We start from the raw sequence: 16,728 nt of genomic DNA on the forward strand, positions 1-16,728 counted from the left end.
CTTTATACAAACATCTTAGCTAATGATGCTTTTTTTATATTTTTTAGTTTTTCTAGCTCTTTTTGTTGTAGGTCAATTTGTTTATCTAATTGTTTTATATATTTACTTATTTGGATTTGTTCTTCGATAGTATTTGGAATAATAATTTTTATTTTGCTCATCACGTTATTCATTAATTTAGGATTCCCAACATATGAAACGTGTTTCCAAGCGATATTATTTAATATCTCTGCGATAGCTAGATTTGCATAACCATCATTTGATAATAAAACTCCATTTACATTTGTACTATAAAACTTTCCTTCTCTATATTTTACGGTTCCAGCATTGGCTCCATCAGTTGTCCATGTAATTGCATTTTCGAATAAATATTTTTTATAAAATCCTAGTAAACCATTATTTTTTGTTTGAGAAGAATAAACAGGATAAGGCATCTTTTCAGATTTTTGACTTGAAGTTTCTGTAGCTGCTAATACATCACCTCTTGTTACAATAAATAATTCATTTATTTCTTTTTCTTCCCACTTCCCAATAAAACCTTTAAATCTTATTTCAGGAGTATCAGCTCCATTTTTAGGAAACATTTTATCAAGCATTGCTTTTTTAAACTGTTTTAGTTTTTGGTATTTTTTCTCTTTTTGTTCTATTAGTTTGTCGAGTTGTTGGAAATAGTCACCGATTTTTACTTGTTCTTTAATATCTTTAGAAAAAAATATTCTTATACTGTAAAAATCTTTATGATTTAAGTCTGGAATTGTTGAAACACCTGCTAAACTCAAAATAAGTTTTTGAGTTTTAGGTAATTTTAAAAAGTAAACTAAATAATCTTTTGTTAACTTTTTAGAATCAAATTTTATCTTAAAAAAATTATTATGAAATGCTCCATCTATATTTGTAACTACTTCTCCCGTATTACCCGTTCTAGTCATAAGAACATCATCTTTTGAACATAAGACTGATTCAGGAGGATTCAGGATAAAATATTTAATATTTGAACCTTTTTTTAAAAATTCATTAGTAATATAAAAGTAACTACCATCTATTTTTTGAGTAAAACGATTTGATATTGCAATTTGAAGACCCTGATTAATAGTAGTTATTTCTTCAAATTTATTATTATCCCACTTCTGATTAAACCCTTTAAAACGAATTTGTGGTACTTTACTTTTAGTTGTCATTATTTAACCTCTAAAAGCTCTTGGAATGCTTTTAATCCTTGCATATCAAACTCATTTCCATCTAATTCATGCAACATCGAAGATAAGTCTTTACTTGTATCTTTTATCTCATTTTCTATATCTTTCAAAGTTGTTTCATATTTCACAGAGATTTCTTGGATTTTATTTACTAAATTATTGATTATTCCATTTGGAAGTTTATATAGTTTGTCTTCTAATGGCTCTATCCATTTTAATTCAAGTAACTCATTCACTTGTGCAACACTAAGATTTTCAATTGTTTTTTTAGTTTTTATGTGAAGTTTTTCAGATTCTTCTTTTACTGTTCTTTTTAGTGTTTTTTCTTCTGATATTAAATCATCTACTTTTAATATTTTCATCTCATAGCTATCTTCATCAAACTTAGCTTTTTTCTTAATCTCTGCTCTAATTTCTTTAGCAACTTTTACAACTTCTGCATTTACAAAAGCATCTTTTGATTCTTTTACAGTATCTTCTTCTTTTTCATCTTCACTTAGTGATTCTAAAATCTCCTCGTATTGTGCTGTTATTTCTAAAAGTCTATCTTCTTTGGCTTTTAAAGCTTCAAGTTCATCTTTTAAATATGTTTTTTGAACTAAATCAAATGGCATAATATGACCTATCCATCCCTCTTGAACTTCAACATCTTTACCATTTTTCTTTTTTATTACCATATTTGCATCAACTTGTTTTGTTGCTTCAAAACCTTCTGTTTGGATAATCTCTAAATCAGTTTCAATAATATGCCAGTTGTTATCAAGTAGTTGATAAGCTTCATATTTATCTATTAATGGGATATTTTCAAGTCTTTTAAATATATCATTACCTAAAATTGTTTGTTCTTTTTGAATCTTAAGAGTTAGTAATTGCTCTAAAAGTTCAGTTTTTAGGAAACTATTAAAATCTTCAAATGATAAGTTGAAATTTCTAATAAATGTTTTTACATCGGTATTTTCCATAATAGTTTGTTTTATATCATTAGTTTTTAGATGTGTATATTCACTTTCAATATTATCAAATAATGCACTTTTTAGAGTTGGGAAACTTTTCCAATAAATATTTAATAAATCAATTTCAGATTTTGGAATACCCCCAAACATCGTTGCATATATATCAAAACTTTCATCAGCAACAGAGCTATCTACATATCTTGGAATATTTAGATTGTAATAATTTTCTCTAATTTCATCTCTACTTACAGCTCTTGAGTATTTATCAATATTTGTTCTATTTATTACTGTATCAGCTATTTTTTTAATATCACTAGCTCTTAATTTATTGTTTTTACCTACTTTTTCAAAACCTTTTGAAGCATCAACTATTAAAATATCAGTTCTAACTTCTCTTTTTTGTCTTAAAACAATGATAATTGTAGGAATACCTGTACCAAAGAAAATATTAGCAGGTAATCCAATAATGGCATCTATATGATTTTGTTCAATTAGATTTTTTCTAATTACCCCTTCTTCTCCACCTCTAAATAATACACCATGAGGTAATACAATAGTCATAATTCCATCAGGTTTTAAGTGGTATAAATCATGAAGTAAAAAGGCATAATCTGCTTTTGTTTTTGGTGCTAATCCAAATCTTGCATATCGTGGGTCTGATTCTTTGTTTTCACTATCCCATTTTTGAGAATATGGAGGATTTGAAACAATTGCATATGTATAAAGGGTTATATGTTCCTGTTGGGTCACTTTCATCAAAATACGGCCAATCTTCTTCTAAAGTATCTGCATTTCTTGTAACAATATTACTTGGGATAATTCCTCTCATAACTAAGTTCATTCTTGTTAAGTTGTAAGTGTTTTGCTTCAACTCTTGTGCGTAGTATCTGATATTATTTTCATCATCCATGTGTTTTGCAACACTTGCACCAATATTTATAAGTAGAGAACCCGAACCACTTGTAGGGTCGTAGATTTGGATTTCTTTTTTGTCTTTTAGGCTCTCAGCAATAATCTCAGACATTAAAACTGATACCTCATGAGGTGTATAAAATTCTCCTGCTTTTTTACCAGCAGTTGCTGCAAACATTGAAATTAGATATTCGTAAATAAACCCAAGTACATCATAGTCTTGTTTTGAGTTCATTGGAATATCTTTGATTAAATGAATAAGTGAGCTAATTGCTTTTGTTTGTGAAGCTGCATTTTCTCCAAGCTTACTAAGTCCTGTTTCTAAAGTAGTAAAAATACCATCAAATAGCTTTTTATGGTTATCATGGATTAACCTATTAAATGCTGACATTGCATCTCTTACATTTGAAACATCAAAATCTTTTCCTACTTTTATCCAAGTAGAAAATAAATTATCATAAGAGATAAAAAAGCCCAAATTTTCTTTAAAATACTCAACACTTTCACTATCTTCTTCAGATAAATTTGCTATATCTTCAGCTGTATAGCCCTCTTGTTTAGCAAATCTTTCAACTTTATCGCAAAGATATTTATAAAAGATGAAACCTAAAATATAATCTTTGTATTCATTGGCTTCAATCTTTGACCTCATTTGGTTTGCAGATTCCCAAATCTTTGCAGCTAGTTGTTGTTTGTTCATTTATCTTTTCCTGATGATTGCATGATTAGTTAGTGAATATATCACTTTTTAGTTTGACTGGTATTGTACCTAATAAATATTTGCATTTTTATTATTAATTTTAATGTTTAACTTAATATCTATTAGTTTAGATTAAATATTACTGATTGTTTATCAAAGAATTGAAGTTCATTATGATATATCAACTTAAATCATATTATTTAAAAATATACTTTATCCCTAGAGCAATATATTAAAAGAAAACTAGTTTCTAGGATAAGTATAGAAATAAATTATAATTAAACAGATAATTTTAAACAGTAGTTTAGTTTAGAGAATACAAAGTAGAGGTTGGGTTTAAACTTAGGCCACGATTTTTTATTTTTAATAAAAAATGTGGGAAGTCCATAAGGACTTTTAAATTGAAGCAAATCTATCTTTTAAAAATAAATCTTCAATCGAATTTTTACGTAAATTATTTCATCATTGTCTTGCAAAACTGCCAAACTTGCTAAACTTAAATTTTTAATAGATTTTTACTCATTAAACTAATTATATTTTCTATAAAAAGAATGATATTTGGAACGATTTATTCGCTCCAAATTCGCTCCAAAAATTTCTTGATTTTTCATATTATTGAAGAAAATAAAAATCAATAAAACCTATTTTTTCGGTATTATTTCGGAAATATACAGAAAACACGGGTCTTCATAATAGACTTTATTTATTAATAACATATATTCAAACACTTCAATTATTAATCTTTTGAGATTACTTATATTAAGTTATAAGTAGAGTAATTTAAAATATAAATTACAAAGCTGCCAAACTTGCAAAACTGTAGATTTAAAATAAAATTATAAAAATTTATTTTGTTGATTAAAAAATACTTATCAACAAATAACCAACAAAAATAAAAAAAGGTAGAAGCTAAAAAGCTCCTACCTTTTCGATTGTATAGTGCTTAAAGCCTATTCAGCTACAGCTACTTCTACAGGTGTACCTTCCCAGATACCATGTTTTGTACAGTAACCGTGAGCTACTAAGTTTAATTTTTTTCCAGTTGGAATAATTGTAAATGTAGTAGTATTATGAGCTTTGATGTTTCCTAATGTTCCTGGAACATAAGAAGCTTTAGCTAATTGAACATCACCATTATATAATGTTACAGACTCAATATAATGATCGAAATCATCTGGATGAGTGTATTCATTACCCATTTTTACAGTTACTTCAAATGGCTCACCTGCTTTTGCAGTTGCAGCACAGTGAATAAATGGACTGTGTCTATCAATTAAATCCTTTTTTGCTTCTCTCTCAACAGTATCAATATCAACATATTTGTTAATTTTTGGCATAGTATCTCCTAATTAAATTATTTTAAAAAAACATTATACAGTATTTTTTATAAAATAAATAAGATATTTCTTATCCTATATAGAAAATTTACCTAATTTCTTAATTTAGCGTGTATATTTTGCTCATCTTAGATATAATAAGATATGAATAAAGAAGAATATTTTATAAAACAGTTTTCAAGTAATAAGATCATAGGTGATGATGGTGCTGTTATAGATGGCTTTGTTTACTCGATGGATGCATTTTTTGAAAATGTCCATTTTAAAAGAGAGTGGATGAGTTTATCTCAAATTGCTTATAAATCAATGATTGTTAATATTTCAGATGCAATTGTAATGAATGCAAAACCTCTGTTTGCTCTTTTAAGTGTAGCAATTCCGAAATCATACACTGAAAAAGAATTAAAAGAGTTAGCGAAAGGTTTCAAAAAAGCTGCAGGTGAATTTGGAATAAAAATAATTGGTGGTGATACAATATCAAATGAAAAATTAGATATTTCAGTAACAATTATTTCAAAAACAATAAATCCAGTTTTTAGAAAAGGTATGAAAAAAGGAGAGCTTTTATGTTATACAGGAACTTTAGGTTTATGTAAAAGAGATTTAGAAAGACTTTTCAAAAATAAAGATATTTCAAAAAATTCAAAGTTTATAAAACCTGTTTTAAATGATGATTTTTTTTATGAAATTTCACCTTATGTCTCAAGTGCTATGGATATTTCAGATGGCTTATTTTTTGAATTAGAAAGATTATCAAAGGCTAATAAATTAGGTTTTAAATTTTTATATGATATTGATGAAGAGATTGGAACATCAGGAGAAGAATACGAAATTCTTTTCTCTTTTAATGAAAAAAATCTTGATAAAATAAAGAAAATTGCATTAAAGCATAAAGTGAAATTAAATATATTTGCAAAGGCTGTAAAAGGTAAATATACAACAGAGTGTAAAAATCATCATTTTTAATTAAAGAGCAAAAAGGCATATTGCTTTTTTATAGTTTTACTATTTTTATAAGTTATACTAAAAGGTAGTTGAAAAATTTTGGTTCTTTTATTTTAAAGGACTTAATTTAAAGGAAAATATTTGGAACAAGTACAAAGATATTTAAATCACTCAAAAATTGATGTGGTTTTTAAGCAAAACAAAGATGATTTCGTAGTTACAGAAATCCCACTTTATGAATTTTCAGGTGAAGGTGAACATCTTGTTTTAAAGATTAGAAAAAAAGATTTAGCTACTTGGGATGCTATTGAACTTTTAGCAAAATTTTTAAATTGTAGTTCAAGAGAGTTTGGATACGCAGGACTTAAAGACAAAAATGCAATGACAGTTCAATCTATTTCAGTCCATAGAAAATATGAAGAGCAATTAAAATCTTTTCAAAATGAAAATTTAAAGATCCTTGAAACAACTTATCATAATAATAAAATAAAAGTAGGGCATCTAAAAGGTAATAAATTTTTTATTAGACTTAAAAGAGTAGGTGCTATTGAAAAAAGAAAAATAGAAGAAGCATTAGGATTAATTGTCACTTATGGTATTCCTAATTATTTTGGTTTTCAAAGATTTGGAATTGAAGGTGATAATTATAAAAAAGGTAAAGATATAATTGATGGTAAGTTAAAAGAAAAAAGAAGAAACTTAAAACAAATGTATATTAATGCTTATCAAAGTTATTTATTTAATTCATGGCTCTCAAAAAGAATAGAAATATCTAAACTTATAGATGCTTTTGAGCCAAAAGAGATTTATCAAAGATTAAATTTGCCTTTGGATATTGTGAAGCAAATGAAAAAACAAAAACATCCATTTAAATTAATGACAGGTGATTTGCTTTCACATTATCCTTTTGGAAAAATCTTTACAATTGAAGATTTAGAAGAAGAAGCACAAAAATTTTATGACAGAGATAGAGTTCCAACTGGGCTTTTGAGTGGTAAAAGAGTTAAAAATTCTATTGACTTAGCTTACGAGATTGAAAAAGAGTTTGAAGAAAAAACAGGTGAGGATGGTGCAAGAAGATTTGCATGGATTTTCCCAGAAGATATTTCAAGTAATTATAAAGAAGAAAAGAACTGGATGGAATTACAATTTTACTTACCAAAAGGTTCATATGCTACTGAAGTAATTGCGGAAATAATTCATTAATAACTAAATAAAAAGCTAATATATTAAGTTAAAATAAGTTAAACTCTTCATATAAAATAGAGCCTAAAGGATTTATATGAAGTATGAAGAGTTAATTTCTCAATTATGTGAAGTAATAAAAGAATCAGAAAATAATGCTCAGCTAATATATGATAGTGCTGAAATCATTGATAGTATTAATACTAGTTTAGATATACCCCTACATAAAAAAGAAAAAATCCAAAATTCACTTTCCGATATATACGGTTTACTACAACATCAAGATTTACATAGACAAAAAATAGAAAGAGTTGTGAACTTTGTTTGTGAAAAAAACAATATAGATAAAAGTCAATACAATTTAGCACCTAGTGCAAAAAATATAGATGCAAATGATAGTGAAGAAACTCTTTCTGATGAAGAGTTAGAATTACTGATTAAGCAAATGCAATCTTAGAAAATAATGAATTTATCAAATAAAAGAAGAATTCTTCTTTTATTTTTTACAAGCTTCTCTTTTTACATTATTTAGATTCCCAAATATTCTTAGTGTATTCATTTCTACATCTTTAGATTTTTGGTTTAAACTAGAGTTTTTTTCTTTATTCGAATTTGCATTTACTAATTCTTGAAGGTTTTTATGGAATTCAATATTTAAGTTATCAATTTGATTCATTAATTCTTTATTGATCTTTTTTCCAGAATTTTTATGAGTTTCACACCATTTTTTTAAGCTAATATTTTTTTTAATTTCAAATGAGTTATATTCACCTAATTTTGAATATACAAGGTCTTTGGTATTTAATAAATCAACTTTTAATTGTGCAGTTTCATAAACAAGTTCAACGTCACAAACTTTATCTCTAGCATCTTCAATAAATGATGCTTTTGAAGCAGCACTTACAAGGGCATTTGACATATTAGCAATATTTGTAGCCATAATTGATATTTCGTCTGCAACTTGAGCATTTTTTTGTGTAGCTTGATCAAGTGTATTTATAGCATCATTTATTTGTACTATTCCTCTTTCTTGCTCTTTTGAAGCTCTTGCTACTTCATTTATTGTAACAATAGTATTCGAAATATTTTCATTTAATTCAGTATATCCATGAATCATATTATCTGATATATCTTTACCATCTTGAGCTTTTTTACTTGCTATTTCAACTATATTTTTTATCTCTTTTGCTGCTTGAGCACTTCTATTTGCTAAATTCCGAACTTCTTGTGCTACTACTGCAAATCCTCGTCCTGCTTCTCCAGCAGTTGCAGCTTCAACAGCTGCATTTAAAGAAAGAATATTTGTCTGAAATGCAATTTGATCAATAACTTCAATAGCAACATTAATAGAACTAACTTGTTTATTTATATCATCCATAGATTTAGCAGTTTGATTTGCTAAATTTTGGCCATTTTGAGCTGATGTAGTAACATTTTGAGCTAGCTGTGACATTCTATTGGTTGCTTGAGTATTTGCTTGTATTGTTGCTGTTATTTGTTCTAATGCTGCTGCTGTTTCTTCAAGAGATGCTGCTTGTTGATTTGATGATGCAGATAAGTTATTTGAAGCATTAGAAAGTGTATGGGTATTGTTATTTAAGGCTTCTCCTGTATTCATTACCATTGCTAAAATTTCAGATGTATTATTTCCAACAAGTTTAATTCCAGCTGTTAGTGAACCAAGATTTCCATAAATTCCATCATCTTGAATCTTATAATCATATTTTGATTCGGCATAATATCTTAGTGTTTCATTTATTTTATCAAGTGTTTCTTTTGTACTTAAAATCATTGAGTTTAATTTATTTTTCAAGTCTTCAACATGTGGATTTGAAGCTTTTGTATTAACTTTATAAACAAAGAATCCATTTCCTGTTTTTTCCAAAATATCACTTGCTTCTTCTATTACTTTTTCATCTTGTTTTAGTCCGGCTCTTACTTTATCCATATAAGCGTTAAATAAATTGGCAACTTCTCCTATTTCATCTTTTGATTGAACATTTAATGTAATATCAGTATCATTTGAATGAAGTAAGTTTTCAAATCCATCTTTTAATTCTCCAATAGGATTCGTAGCCTTTTTAACAATGAAAAAGATAAGACCAATTGTTAAAATTGCTAGAATTAAAGATATAATTGATATTTCAGTTACAAGTGATTTTATTTGTGAGTCTGATTCATCTAAAGAAAAAGTTAAATCCATTACTCCAATTACATCACCTTCACTTTGATTAGCATGGCACATCAAACAATCTGTTGTTGCAATCATAGGTTTAATCATTCTTAATGTATGACCATTTTGATTTTTTGATTGTATTAATAAAGGCTCTTTTGAATTGAAGGTATTTATTATTTGTTCATCTTCAGTAAATGGACTATCACTTGGATATAATTCCATTAAAGGTTTACTTTTTGCAACAGTTAGATTTGTAACACCTTTTATTTGTCTTGCATCTTCTTCTGCATTTGCAATTTGCACAGGATCTCCTGTATTCATTGCATTTCTAAGACTTTGAAACATAGCTGCATTTAGCATTTCTAAGTTTTCTTTTATTTTTGCTATAGAATTTTCTGTTACTTTTGTTGTTGTAAAAAATATTACAGTAATACTACTTAGTGACATTAATACAAACAAAGCAATAATAATCTTATTACTTATCTTTTTAGTTATTAATTCAAACATGAAGCAAGCCTTTTTGTTTAAGTGATTTTATTATATAATTAAATCTATTTATTAAATATTAATTAAATATTAAATTTTAAGATTTCATGAAATAAAGAGCAAAGAATGATAGTCGGGCTTATAGGTAAATTAATAAAGAAAGAACCAACATTATTAAATATAAATGTTAATGGAATTATTTATGAAGTTTTTGTTTCTCTTAATTGTAGTTCAAAAATTATTTCAGATGAAGTCAAATTAGAAATAACTCATATAATAAGAGAAGATTCTCAATCTTTATATGGATTTTTAGATTCAAATGAAAAAAAACTTTTTGATACAGTAATCAAAATAAATGGAGTAGGACCAAAAGTTGCACTTGCAATTTGTTCTACTTTTACACCAAATTCATTTGCACAAATTGTAAATGATAATGATGTAACAATGCTAAAAAGAGTTCCTGGGCTTGGTCCTAAAGGTGCTAGTAGAATACTAGTAGAACTTTCAGGATTCATAGTTGATACTCATGATGGTAGTGATAATGCAGCATTGTCTTCTTCTTTTGAAGCTGCTCTTGCTTTAGAATCATTAGGTTTCAAAAAAGATCTTGTTTCAAAAGTATTAAAAACATGTGTTAGTGGAAATACAAGTGATTTAGTAAAAGAAGCACTAAAAAAATTACAAAAATAAAAATATAATAGGTAAAAAGGAATTTAATGAAAATAGCTATAGTTTTTGGTGGAGTGAGTTTTGAACATGAAATTTCAATCGTAAGTTCAATTGCTATGAAAGATGTATTACATAATGAGTTAGTATATTTATTTTTAGATGCATCAAGGGATTTATATCATATTCCAACTGATACAATAAATTCAAAATTATTTAGTACAGGAAATTATAAAAAATTTGATAAAGTTTATTTTCAGAAAAAAGGTTTTTATAAAAAAGGTGGACTTTTTTCAAAAGATAAAGATATAGATTTTGATGTTGTATTGAATCTTTCTCATGGTGGTGACGGTGAAGATGGTATTTTATCATCTGTATTAGATTTTTATGATATTCCTTTTATTGCTCCAAGAACAGAAGCTTGTGTTGTAAGTTCTAATAAATTTTTAACTAAAGGTTATGCTTCAAGTGTAAAGGTTAATACTTTAGATTATAAATATTACACAAAAGGTGATATGGTTTGTGTTGATTCTTATCCTGTTATTTTAAAGCCAGTTAAACTAGGAAGTTCTATTGGAGTATCTATTGTCAAAACACAAGAAGAGTTAGAATATGCCCTTGATGTTGCTTATGAATTTGATAATGCAGTTATTATTGAGCCATTTATAAGTGGAGTAAAAGAGTATAATCTAGCGGGAACAAAAATAAATGGTGAATTTAGATTTTCTATTATTGAAGAGCCACAAAAAACTGAATTTTTAGATTTTGATAAAAAATATTTAGATTTTTCAAGAACATCAAAAGCTTTAGAAGTTGATTTAGGTGATAAACTAAATACTGAAATTAAAGATGCTTTTAAAAGAATATATAATACTTTATTTGAAGGTTCGATTATTAGATGTGATTTTTTTGTTGTTGATGATAAAGTTTATTTAAATGAAATTAACTCTATTCCTGGTTCTATGGCAAATTATTTATTTGAAGATTTTGCAAATTTATTTAATGATCTTGCTTCAAATTTACCAAATAAAAAACATATTCCAATAAATTATGAATATGTAAATAAAATCCAAGCTAGTAAGGGAAAATAAACCTTGGCAACAAAAAATTTAATTGTTGATGATAAAAGCTTTGATATTTCTTATGAAATAATAAATCCTACATGTACAAAAGATATAATTTTTTTACATGGTTGGGGGTCTAATAAAGATATTATGAAAAATGTATTTTCAACTTATTTAAAAGATTTTAGACATATTTATATAGATTTACCAGGATTTGGAAAGACAGAAAATAAATATGAATTAAAAACAAGTGATTATGCAAAAATTACTGATGCATTTTTAAAACTATTAAATTCATCAAAAGATGTTATTGCAGGTCATTCTTATGGTGGAAAAGTTGCAACACTTTTAAATCCAAGAAATTTAGTACTTTTAAGCACGGCTGGTATTTTAGAAGAAAAACCTATGGACGTAAAAGTAAAAATTGCACTTTCTAAGATTTTTAATAAATTAGGTTTTAGTAAAATAACGAAAGCATTTAGAAGTAAAGATGTGAATACAATGAGTGAAAATATGTATGCAACTTTTAAAAATGTTGTAAATGAAGATTTTTCATCTGTATTTTCAAATTTTTTAAATAATACTTTGATATTTTGGGGAAAGGAAGATACTGCAACTTCTTTAGAATCAGGTAAAAAAATTTCAACTTTAATAAAAAAATCAACATTTATATCATATGATGGTGATCATTACTTCTTTGTAAAAAATGTAAAAGATATCAGCGAGAGAATTGAAAATGGAATACATTAATATAATTACACACATAATTTTAATTATGAGTTTAGGTTGGTATTTAATTACTAATCTTCAATGGTACAATTATAAACTTGATAGAGTAATTTTAAAGCACCATAAATGGCAGTGGCATATAACTTATTTTCTCTCACCTATAGTACTTTTTTATATAATTCCAGAACCTTATTATGCCGCATACTTTTTTATTATATATATGACTAGTTTTGTATTATGGAATAAAAAGTTAGATAGAGCTCTTGTTCTTACTTCTAGGGTAAAAAGATTTTTAGCAATTTTATTATTTACAACTTTTGCTATGACAGCACTTTGCTTATCAAATCCTTCTTGTACTAATATGTTAGTATTTACTCCACTTATTTTGACTTATGGAATCTCTACTTTGTTAGAAAAGATATTTTTCATATCTTTTAAAAATAAAGGTAAACAAAGAGTTAAAAGTATTGTGGGGTTAAAAACTGTTGCAATTACTGCATCATATGGTAAAACATCTATAAAAAATTACTTGTATCATGTTTTAAAGAATAAATACAAAACTTATAAAACTCCAAGATCAGTTAATACAATTGCTGGAATTGTACTTGATGTAAATAGAGATATACCTTTAGATACTCAAATATATATAGCAGAAGCAGGAGCTAGAGTAAAAGGTGATATTGAAGAAATTACTATGTTTTTGGAACCACAAATTTGTATAATAGGTAGCGTTGGTCCTCAACATATTGAATATTTTAAAACTTTGGATAATATTATTCATACAAAAATGGAGCTTTTAAAATCACCTCGAATGAAAATGGGATTTGTTCATGAGTCAGTTCCTATTAAAGCATATCCTACAATTACAAAGTTTCCAAATAAGTTACACATCACAAAAAGTAATTTAGATGGTATTTGGTTTGATGTTGAAGTTGCTGGAGTAATAGAGCATTTTCATGCACCAATATTAGGAAGTTTTAATGCAATTAACTTAACAGCAGTTATTTTAGCGTCCCATTATTTAGGAATGACTATACATGAAATAAAAGTTGCTTTTGAATCTCTTCCTCAAGTAGAACATAGACTTCAAAAAATTGAAGCAGGTGGAAAGTTAATAATTGATGATTCATTTAATGGAAATTTGGAAGGGATGTTAGAAGCTGTTAATATATGCTCAAATCATAAAGGAAGAAGAGTAATCATAACACCAGGACTTGTTGAATCAACAGATGAAGCAAATATTCTTTTAGCAAAAGCAATAAATGAGAATTTTGATTTAGTTATATTAACAGGAAGTTTAAACACGCATTTGTTAAGTTCTAATATTGATAAAGAAAAAGTATATATATTAAAAGATAAATCTTTAATGGAAGCTACATTAGCACAAAAAACAAGAATTGGTGATTTGATTTTATTTGCAAATGATGCACCGAATTTTATATAAATTTTAGGAAAAAAAATATGGAACATTTATATGCACCTTGGCGATACTCATATGTTAGTGAAGAAAAGATAGAAGGTTGTGTTTTTTGTCATATTTCTAAAAACTTAGAAGATGAAAAAATGCAAGTTCTATTTTTTGATGAATATTGTTATGTTGTTATGAATAAGTTTCCATATAGTCCAGGTCATATGATGGTAATACCCCATTTTCATACTTCAAACATAGAAGATTTAGAAGATGATGTTTGGATGCAAATGAGTATTCGAGTAAGACAAGGTGTTAAACTTTTAAAAGAAATTATGCCTTGTGAAGGTGTGAATATTGGAATGAATCTAGGAAAAGCAGCAGGTGCTGGAATAGAACAACATGTTCACTATCATATGCTTCCAAGATGGCTTGGTGATACAAATTTTATTAGCACTATTGGTGGAACTAGAGTTTATCCTGCTTCATTTGATGAAATTCTAAATAAATTAAAAAGTAACGCTTCAAAATATTTCATATAAAATTTTACTTAAAATAGGACATTAATTGTGTTATTTAATAAAATATGGGTTATTATGCCTTTATGGAAAATATACAATTAGAAAATCAAAACATTTTTTTTGCAGGTCGAGGTGATAAAATTGACAAAAGTGAATTAGAAAAATATCTTCTTCAAAAAGGTTCAGTTTTAGTAAACTCTATAAATGAAGCTACAATCATAATTCAAGGTAAATTTACACCAATTCATTTAGAAGATAAAATTTACGAGCTATCAAAAAAACAAATTCAAATAATACAAATCGAAAGACTAGAAGAAGAATTCTCTTCAAATTTAGATATTGACTCAATTTTAATGGCAATTAAAATATCAAAAGATAACGACAGATTAATTAAACTTTTAAATAATAATTTTTTCTCTGATGATATTTTTGTTAAACTTTTAAAATTATATGATTTTAAAAATGATGATATTTATGATAGTGATGATAATCGAGATGTTTGTACAAAAATAGTAGAGAGATTTTGCTCACTAATTGAAACAAATCACAATATTCAATATGCTCCTATTGGGGTTTATTATACAGCCTTAGAAACATCCAATTCAAATCTTTTAGATGTTATTTATAATATGCCAAACTATATAATTTCAGCAAAAAATGCACAAGAAGATCAACCTTTAAGTTTAAAAGAAGTTGTTGCTCTAAATCCAAATAGTTCAAAAACAACACAATTGCAAATACTAAAAAATAATAAAATTAATGAGTTGAAATTTTTAGCTTTAAATGAGTCAATAAATCTAATGATTCAAAAAAAACTTTTTGAAAAAAATATAGAAGAGATAAGCCTATCTTTAATAAAAGCTAATAATTATGATAATTCATTTATAGATGGATTTTTAAATAATCAAAAACTAAAAAAAGAGTTCTTAAAAAAAGCAAATCTTAGCCTTGAGTTATTTGATAAACTATATAAAGATATAGATGATATAAATGCTATTTATTTAAGCTCAAATCTTAGTTTAGATGAAGGGATGATAAATAAACTTTTTGAAAAAGATATTGATAATGCAAATATAAATCTACTAAAAAATGCAAACTGTTCAAAAACAAAAATAGAGGAGTTTTTAAAACTTCAAGATAAGATTTATAATATTAGTATAGCTCATAATACAACTTTACCAACACAACTATATTTATATCTTTTTTCACTTGATGATTATGATGTAAATTTATCACTGGCTCAAAATATTTCAACTCCAAAAGAGGTATTAAAAAGTTTAGCAGCTTTAAATGATAGATATATAAATGAAACACTTTGTGCAAATATTAGTACACCAATAAATATACTTTTACAATATCAATATGATGGTGGTTTAAAAAATATTATTTCAAATAATGATAGTTTTAGAGAATTTACAAGAAAAATGGTAGGAATGTAAAATGAAATCAAGTAGTTTAAAAAAATCATTAATAGCAATGATAGATTCAAAAATCCCAGTTTTTGTATGGGGAAGTCCAGGTGTTGGAAAATCTTCAATTATTAGACAAATTGCAGATGACAAAGATATGGAATTTATAGATTTAAGATTATCTCTTCTTGATCCTACTGATTTAAGAGGAATACCATTTTTTGACGCAAGTAATAAAAGTGCAATTTGGGCAAAGCCAGAATTTTTGCCAGATACAAATAGTAAAGCTAATGGAATACTTTTTTTGGATGAGATAAACTCAGCACCTCCTACTGTTCAAGCAGCTGCATATCAGCTTATCTTAGATAGAAAAATTGGTGAATATATCCTTCCTATTAATTATGCAATTGTAGCTGCTGGTAATTATGAAAGCGATAGGGGAGTAACATATAGAATGCCAACACCTCTTGCAAATAGATTTGTTCATTTTGATTTTGAATTGAATCTTGATGAATGGAAATCTTGGGCATATGAAAATAAAATTGATAGAAGAATTATCTCATTTTTATCATATAAGCCACAAAATCTTTTTACCTTTGATGTTAAATCAAAAGAAAAATCATTTGCAACACCTAGGTCTTGGTCTTTTGTAAATAATATTTTAAATTCAGATTTACAAATTGATTTTTTAAAAGATGTAATAAGTGGAGCAGTTGGAAAGGAGAGTTCTGATGAGTTTATGAACTTTTGTAAAGTTATAGATAAGCTTCCAAATATAGAAGAAATTATAAATGCAAAGTCAAATGAAGTTCCAAGTAATAACTCTGTTTTATATGCATTATGTACGGGTATTGTATATGCTTTAAAAGAGAATTCAAGTGTTGAGTTTGTAACAAATATCTTAAACTATTCTTTATCTTTACCAGATGAGTTTTCAGTTATGTTAATACGAGATTTACAAAAAGAGGGTATTGATGTTGAAAGTTCAACTTCATGGAAATCTTGGGTAAATGCAAATAAATTTTTGATTGGTTAATGTGA

15 protein-coding genes are annotated in these 16,728 nt (G+C 26.5%); 10 read left to right on the plus strand and 5 right to left on the minus strand.

The features are described from left to right. Positions 1-2: 2 nt before the first annotated feature. The 4 genes from ABVS04_RS10955 to ABVS04_RS10970 form a co-directional block, all read right to left on the minus strand. Complete coding sequence (locus ABVS04_RS10955) at positions 3-1,178, minus strand: restriction endonuclease subunit S (protein WP_368030773.1); 1,176 nt, start codon at positions 1,176-1,178, stop codon at positions 3-5. Continuing rightward, positions 1,178-2,905 carry an N-6 DNA methylase gene (locus ABVS04_RS10960; protein WP_368030774.1) on the minus strand — a complete coding sequence of 576 codons (1,728 nt, stop codon included), beginning with the start codon at positions 2,903-2,905 and terminating at the stop codon, positions 1,178-1,180. Before ABVS04_RS10960 ends, ABVS04_RS10955 begins: the two co-directional genes overlap by 1 nt. Next, positions 2,823-3,761, minus strand: a complete 939-nt coding sequence (locus ABVS04_RS10965) for an N-6 DNA methylase (RefSeq protein WP_368030775.1) — start codon at positions 3,759-3,761, stop codon at positions 2,823-2,825. Before ABVS04_RS10965 ends, ABVS04_RS10960 begins: the two co-directional genes overlap by 83 nt. Before the next feature lie 950 nt (positions 3,762-4,711). Further along, on the minus strand, positions 4,712-5,098 hold the full coding sequence (locus ABVS04_RS10970) for a class II SORL domain-containing protein (protein WP_172125521.1): 387 nt from the start codon (positions 5,096-5,098) through the stop codon (positions 4,712-4,714). Positions 5,099-5,242: 144 nt separating this feature from the next. Here ABVS04_RS10970 and ABVS04_RS10975 point away from each other — a divergent pair, with 144 nt between their 5' ends. The 3 genes from ABVS04_RS10975 (at position 5,243) to ABVS04_RS10985 (ending at position 7,685) form a co-directional block, all read left to right on the plus strand. Beyond that, complete coding sequence (locus ABVS04_RS10975) at positions 5,243-6,064, plus strand: thiamine-phosphate kinase (protein ID WP_368030776.1); 822 nt, start codon at positions 5,243-5,245, stop codon at positions 6,062-6,064. 120 nt (positions 6,065-6,184) lie between these two features. Next, positions 6,185-7,249 (plus strand): tRNA pseudouridine(13) synthase TruD, encoded by a 1,065-nt coding sequence (gene truD / locus ABVS04_RS10980; protein ID WP_368030777.1) that lies wholly within the window; start codon positions 6,185-6,187, stop codon positions 7,247-7,249. Positions 7,250-7,325: 76 nt separating this feature from the next. Continuing rightward, positions 7,326-7,685, plus strand: a complete 360-nt coding sequence (locus ABVS04_RS10985; RefSeq protein ID WP_368030778.1) for a hypothetical protein — start codon at positions 7,326-7,328, stop codon at positions 7,683-7,685. Positions 7,686-7,724: 39 nt separating this feature from the next. Here the strand turns inward: ABVS04_RS10985 and ABVS04_RS10990 are convergent, their stop codons facing one another. Continuing rightward, entirely contained in the window at positions 7,725-9,911 is a 2,187-nt protein-coding gene (locus ABVS04_RS10990; protein WP_368030779.1) for a methyl-accepting chemotaxis protein, read from the minus strand. 105 nt (positions 9,912-10,016) lie between these two features. Here ABVS04_RS10990 and ruvA point away from each other — a divergent pair, with 105 nt between their 5' ends. From ruvA to ABVS04_RS11025, 7 genes are all read left to right on the plus strand, one after another. After that, complete coding sequence (gene ruvA / locus ABVS04_RS10995) at positions 10,017-10,580, plus strand: Holliday junction branch migration protein RuvA (RefSeq protein WP_368030780.1); 564 nt, start codon at positions 10,017-10,019, stop codon at positions 10,578-10,580. 26 nt (positions 10,581-10,606) lie between these two features. Next, positions 10,607-11,647 carry a D-alanine--D-alanine ligase gene (locus ABVS04_RS11000; RefSeq protein ID WP_368030781.1) on the plus strand — a complete coding sequence of 347 codons (1,041 nt, stop codon included), beginning with the start codon at positions 10,607-10,609 and terminating at the stop codon, positions 11,645-11,647. A 3-nt stretch (positions 11,648-11,650) separates the two neighbouring features. Then, positions 11,651-12,370, plus strand: coding sequence for an alpha/beta fold hydrolase (locus ABVS04_RS11005; RefSeq protein ID WP_368030782.1), 720 nt, complete (start codon positions 11,651-11,653; stop codon positions 12,368-12,370). Continuing rightward, positions 12,357-13,793 carry a Mur ligase family protein gene (locus tag ABVS04_RS11010; protein WP_368030783.1) on the plus strand — a complete coding sequence of 479 codons (1,437 nt, stop codon included), beginning with the start codon at positions 12,357-12,359 and terminating at the stop codon, positions 13,791-13,793. Before ABVS04_RS11005 ends, ABVS04_RS11010 begins: the two co-directional genes overlap by 14 nt. Before the next feature lie 17 nt (positions 13,794-13,810). Further along, positions 13,811-14,299 (plus strand): HIT domain-containing protein, encoded by a 489-nt coding sequence (locus ABVS04_RS11015; RefSeq protein ID WP_368030784.1) that lies wholly within the window; start codon positions 13,811-13,813, stop codon positions 14,297-14,299. Between the two features lie 62 nt (positions 14,300-14,361). Further along, entirely contained in the window at positions 14,362-15,717 is a 1,356-nt protein-coding gene (locus ABVS04_RS11020; RefSeq protein ID WP_368030785.1) for a hypothetical protein, read from the plus strand. A gap of 1 nt (position 15,718) precedes the next feature. Further along, on the plus strand, positions 15,719-16,723 hold the full coding sequence (locus tag ABVS04_RS11025) for an AAA family ATPase (RefSeq protein WP_368030786.1): 1,005 nt from the start codon (positions 15,719-15,721) through the stop codon (positions 16,721-16,723). The last annotated feature ends 5 nt before the right edge of the window (positions 16,724-16,728 follow it).

This window comes from Arcobacter sp. s6, from assembly GCF_040884245.1.
Lineage (GTDB): Bacteria > Campylobacterota > Campylobacteria > Campylobacterales > Arcobacteraceae > Aliarcobacter.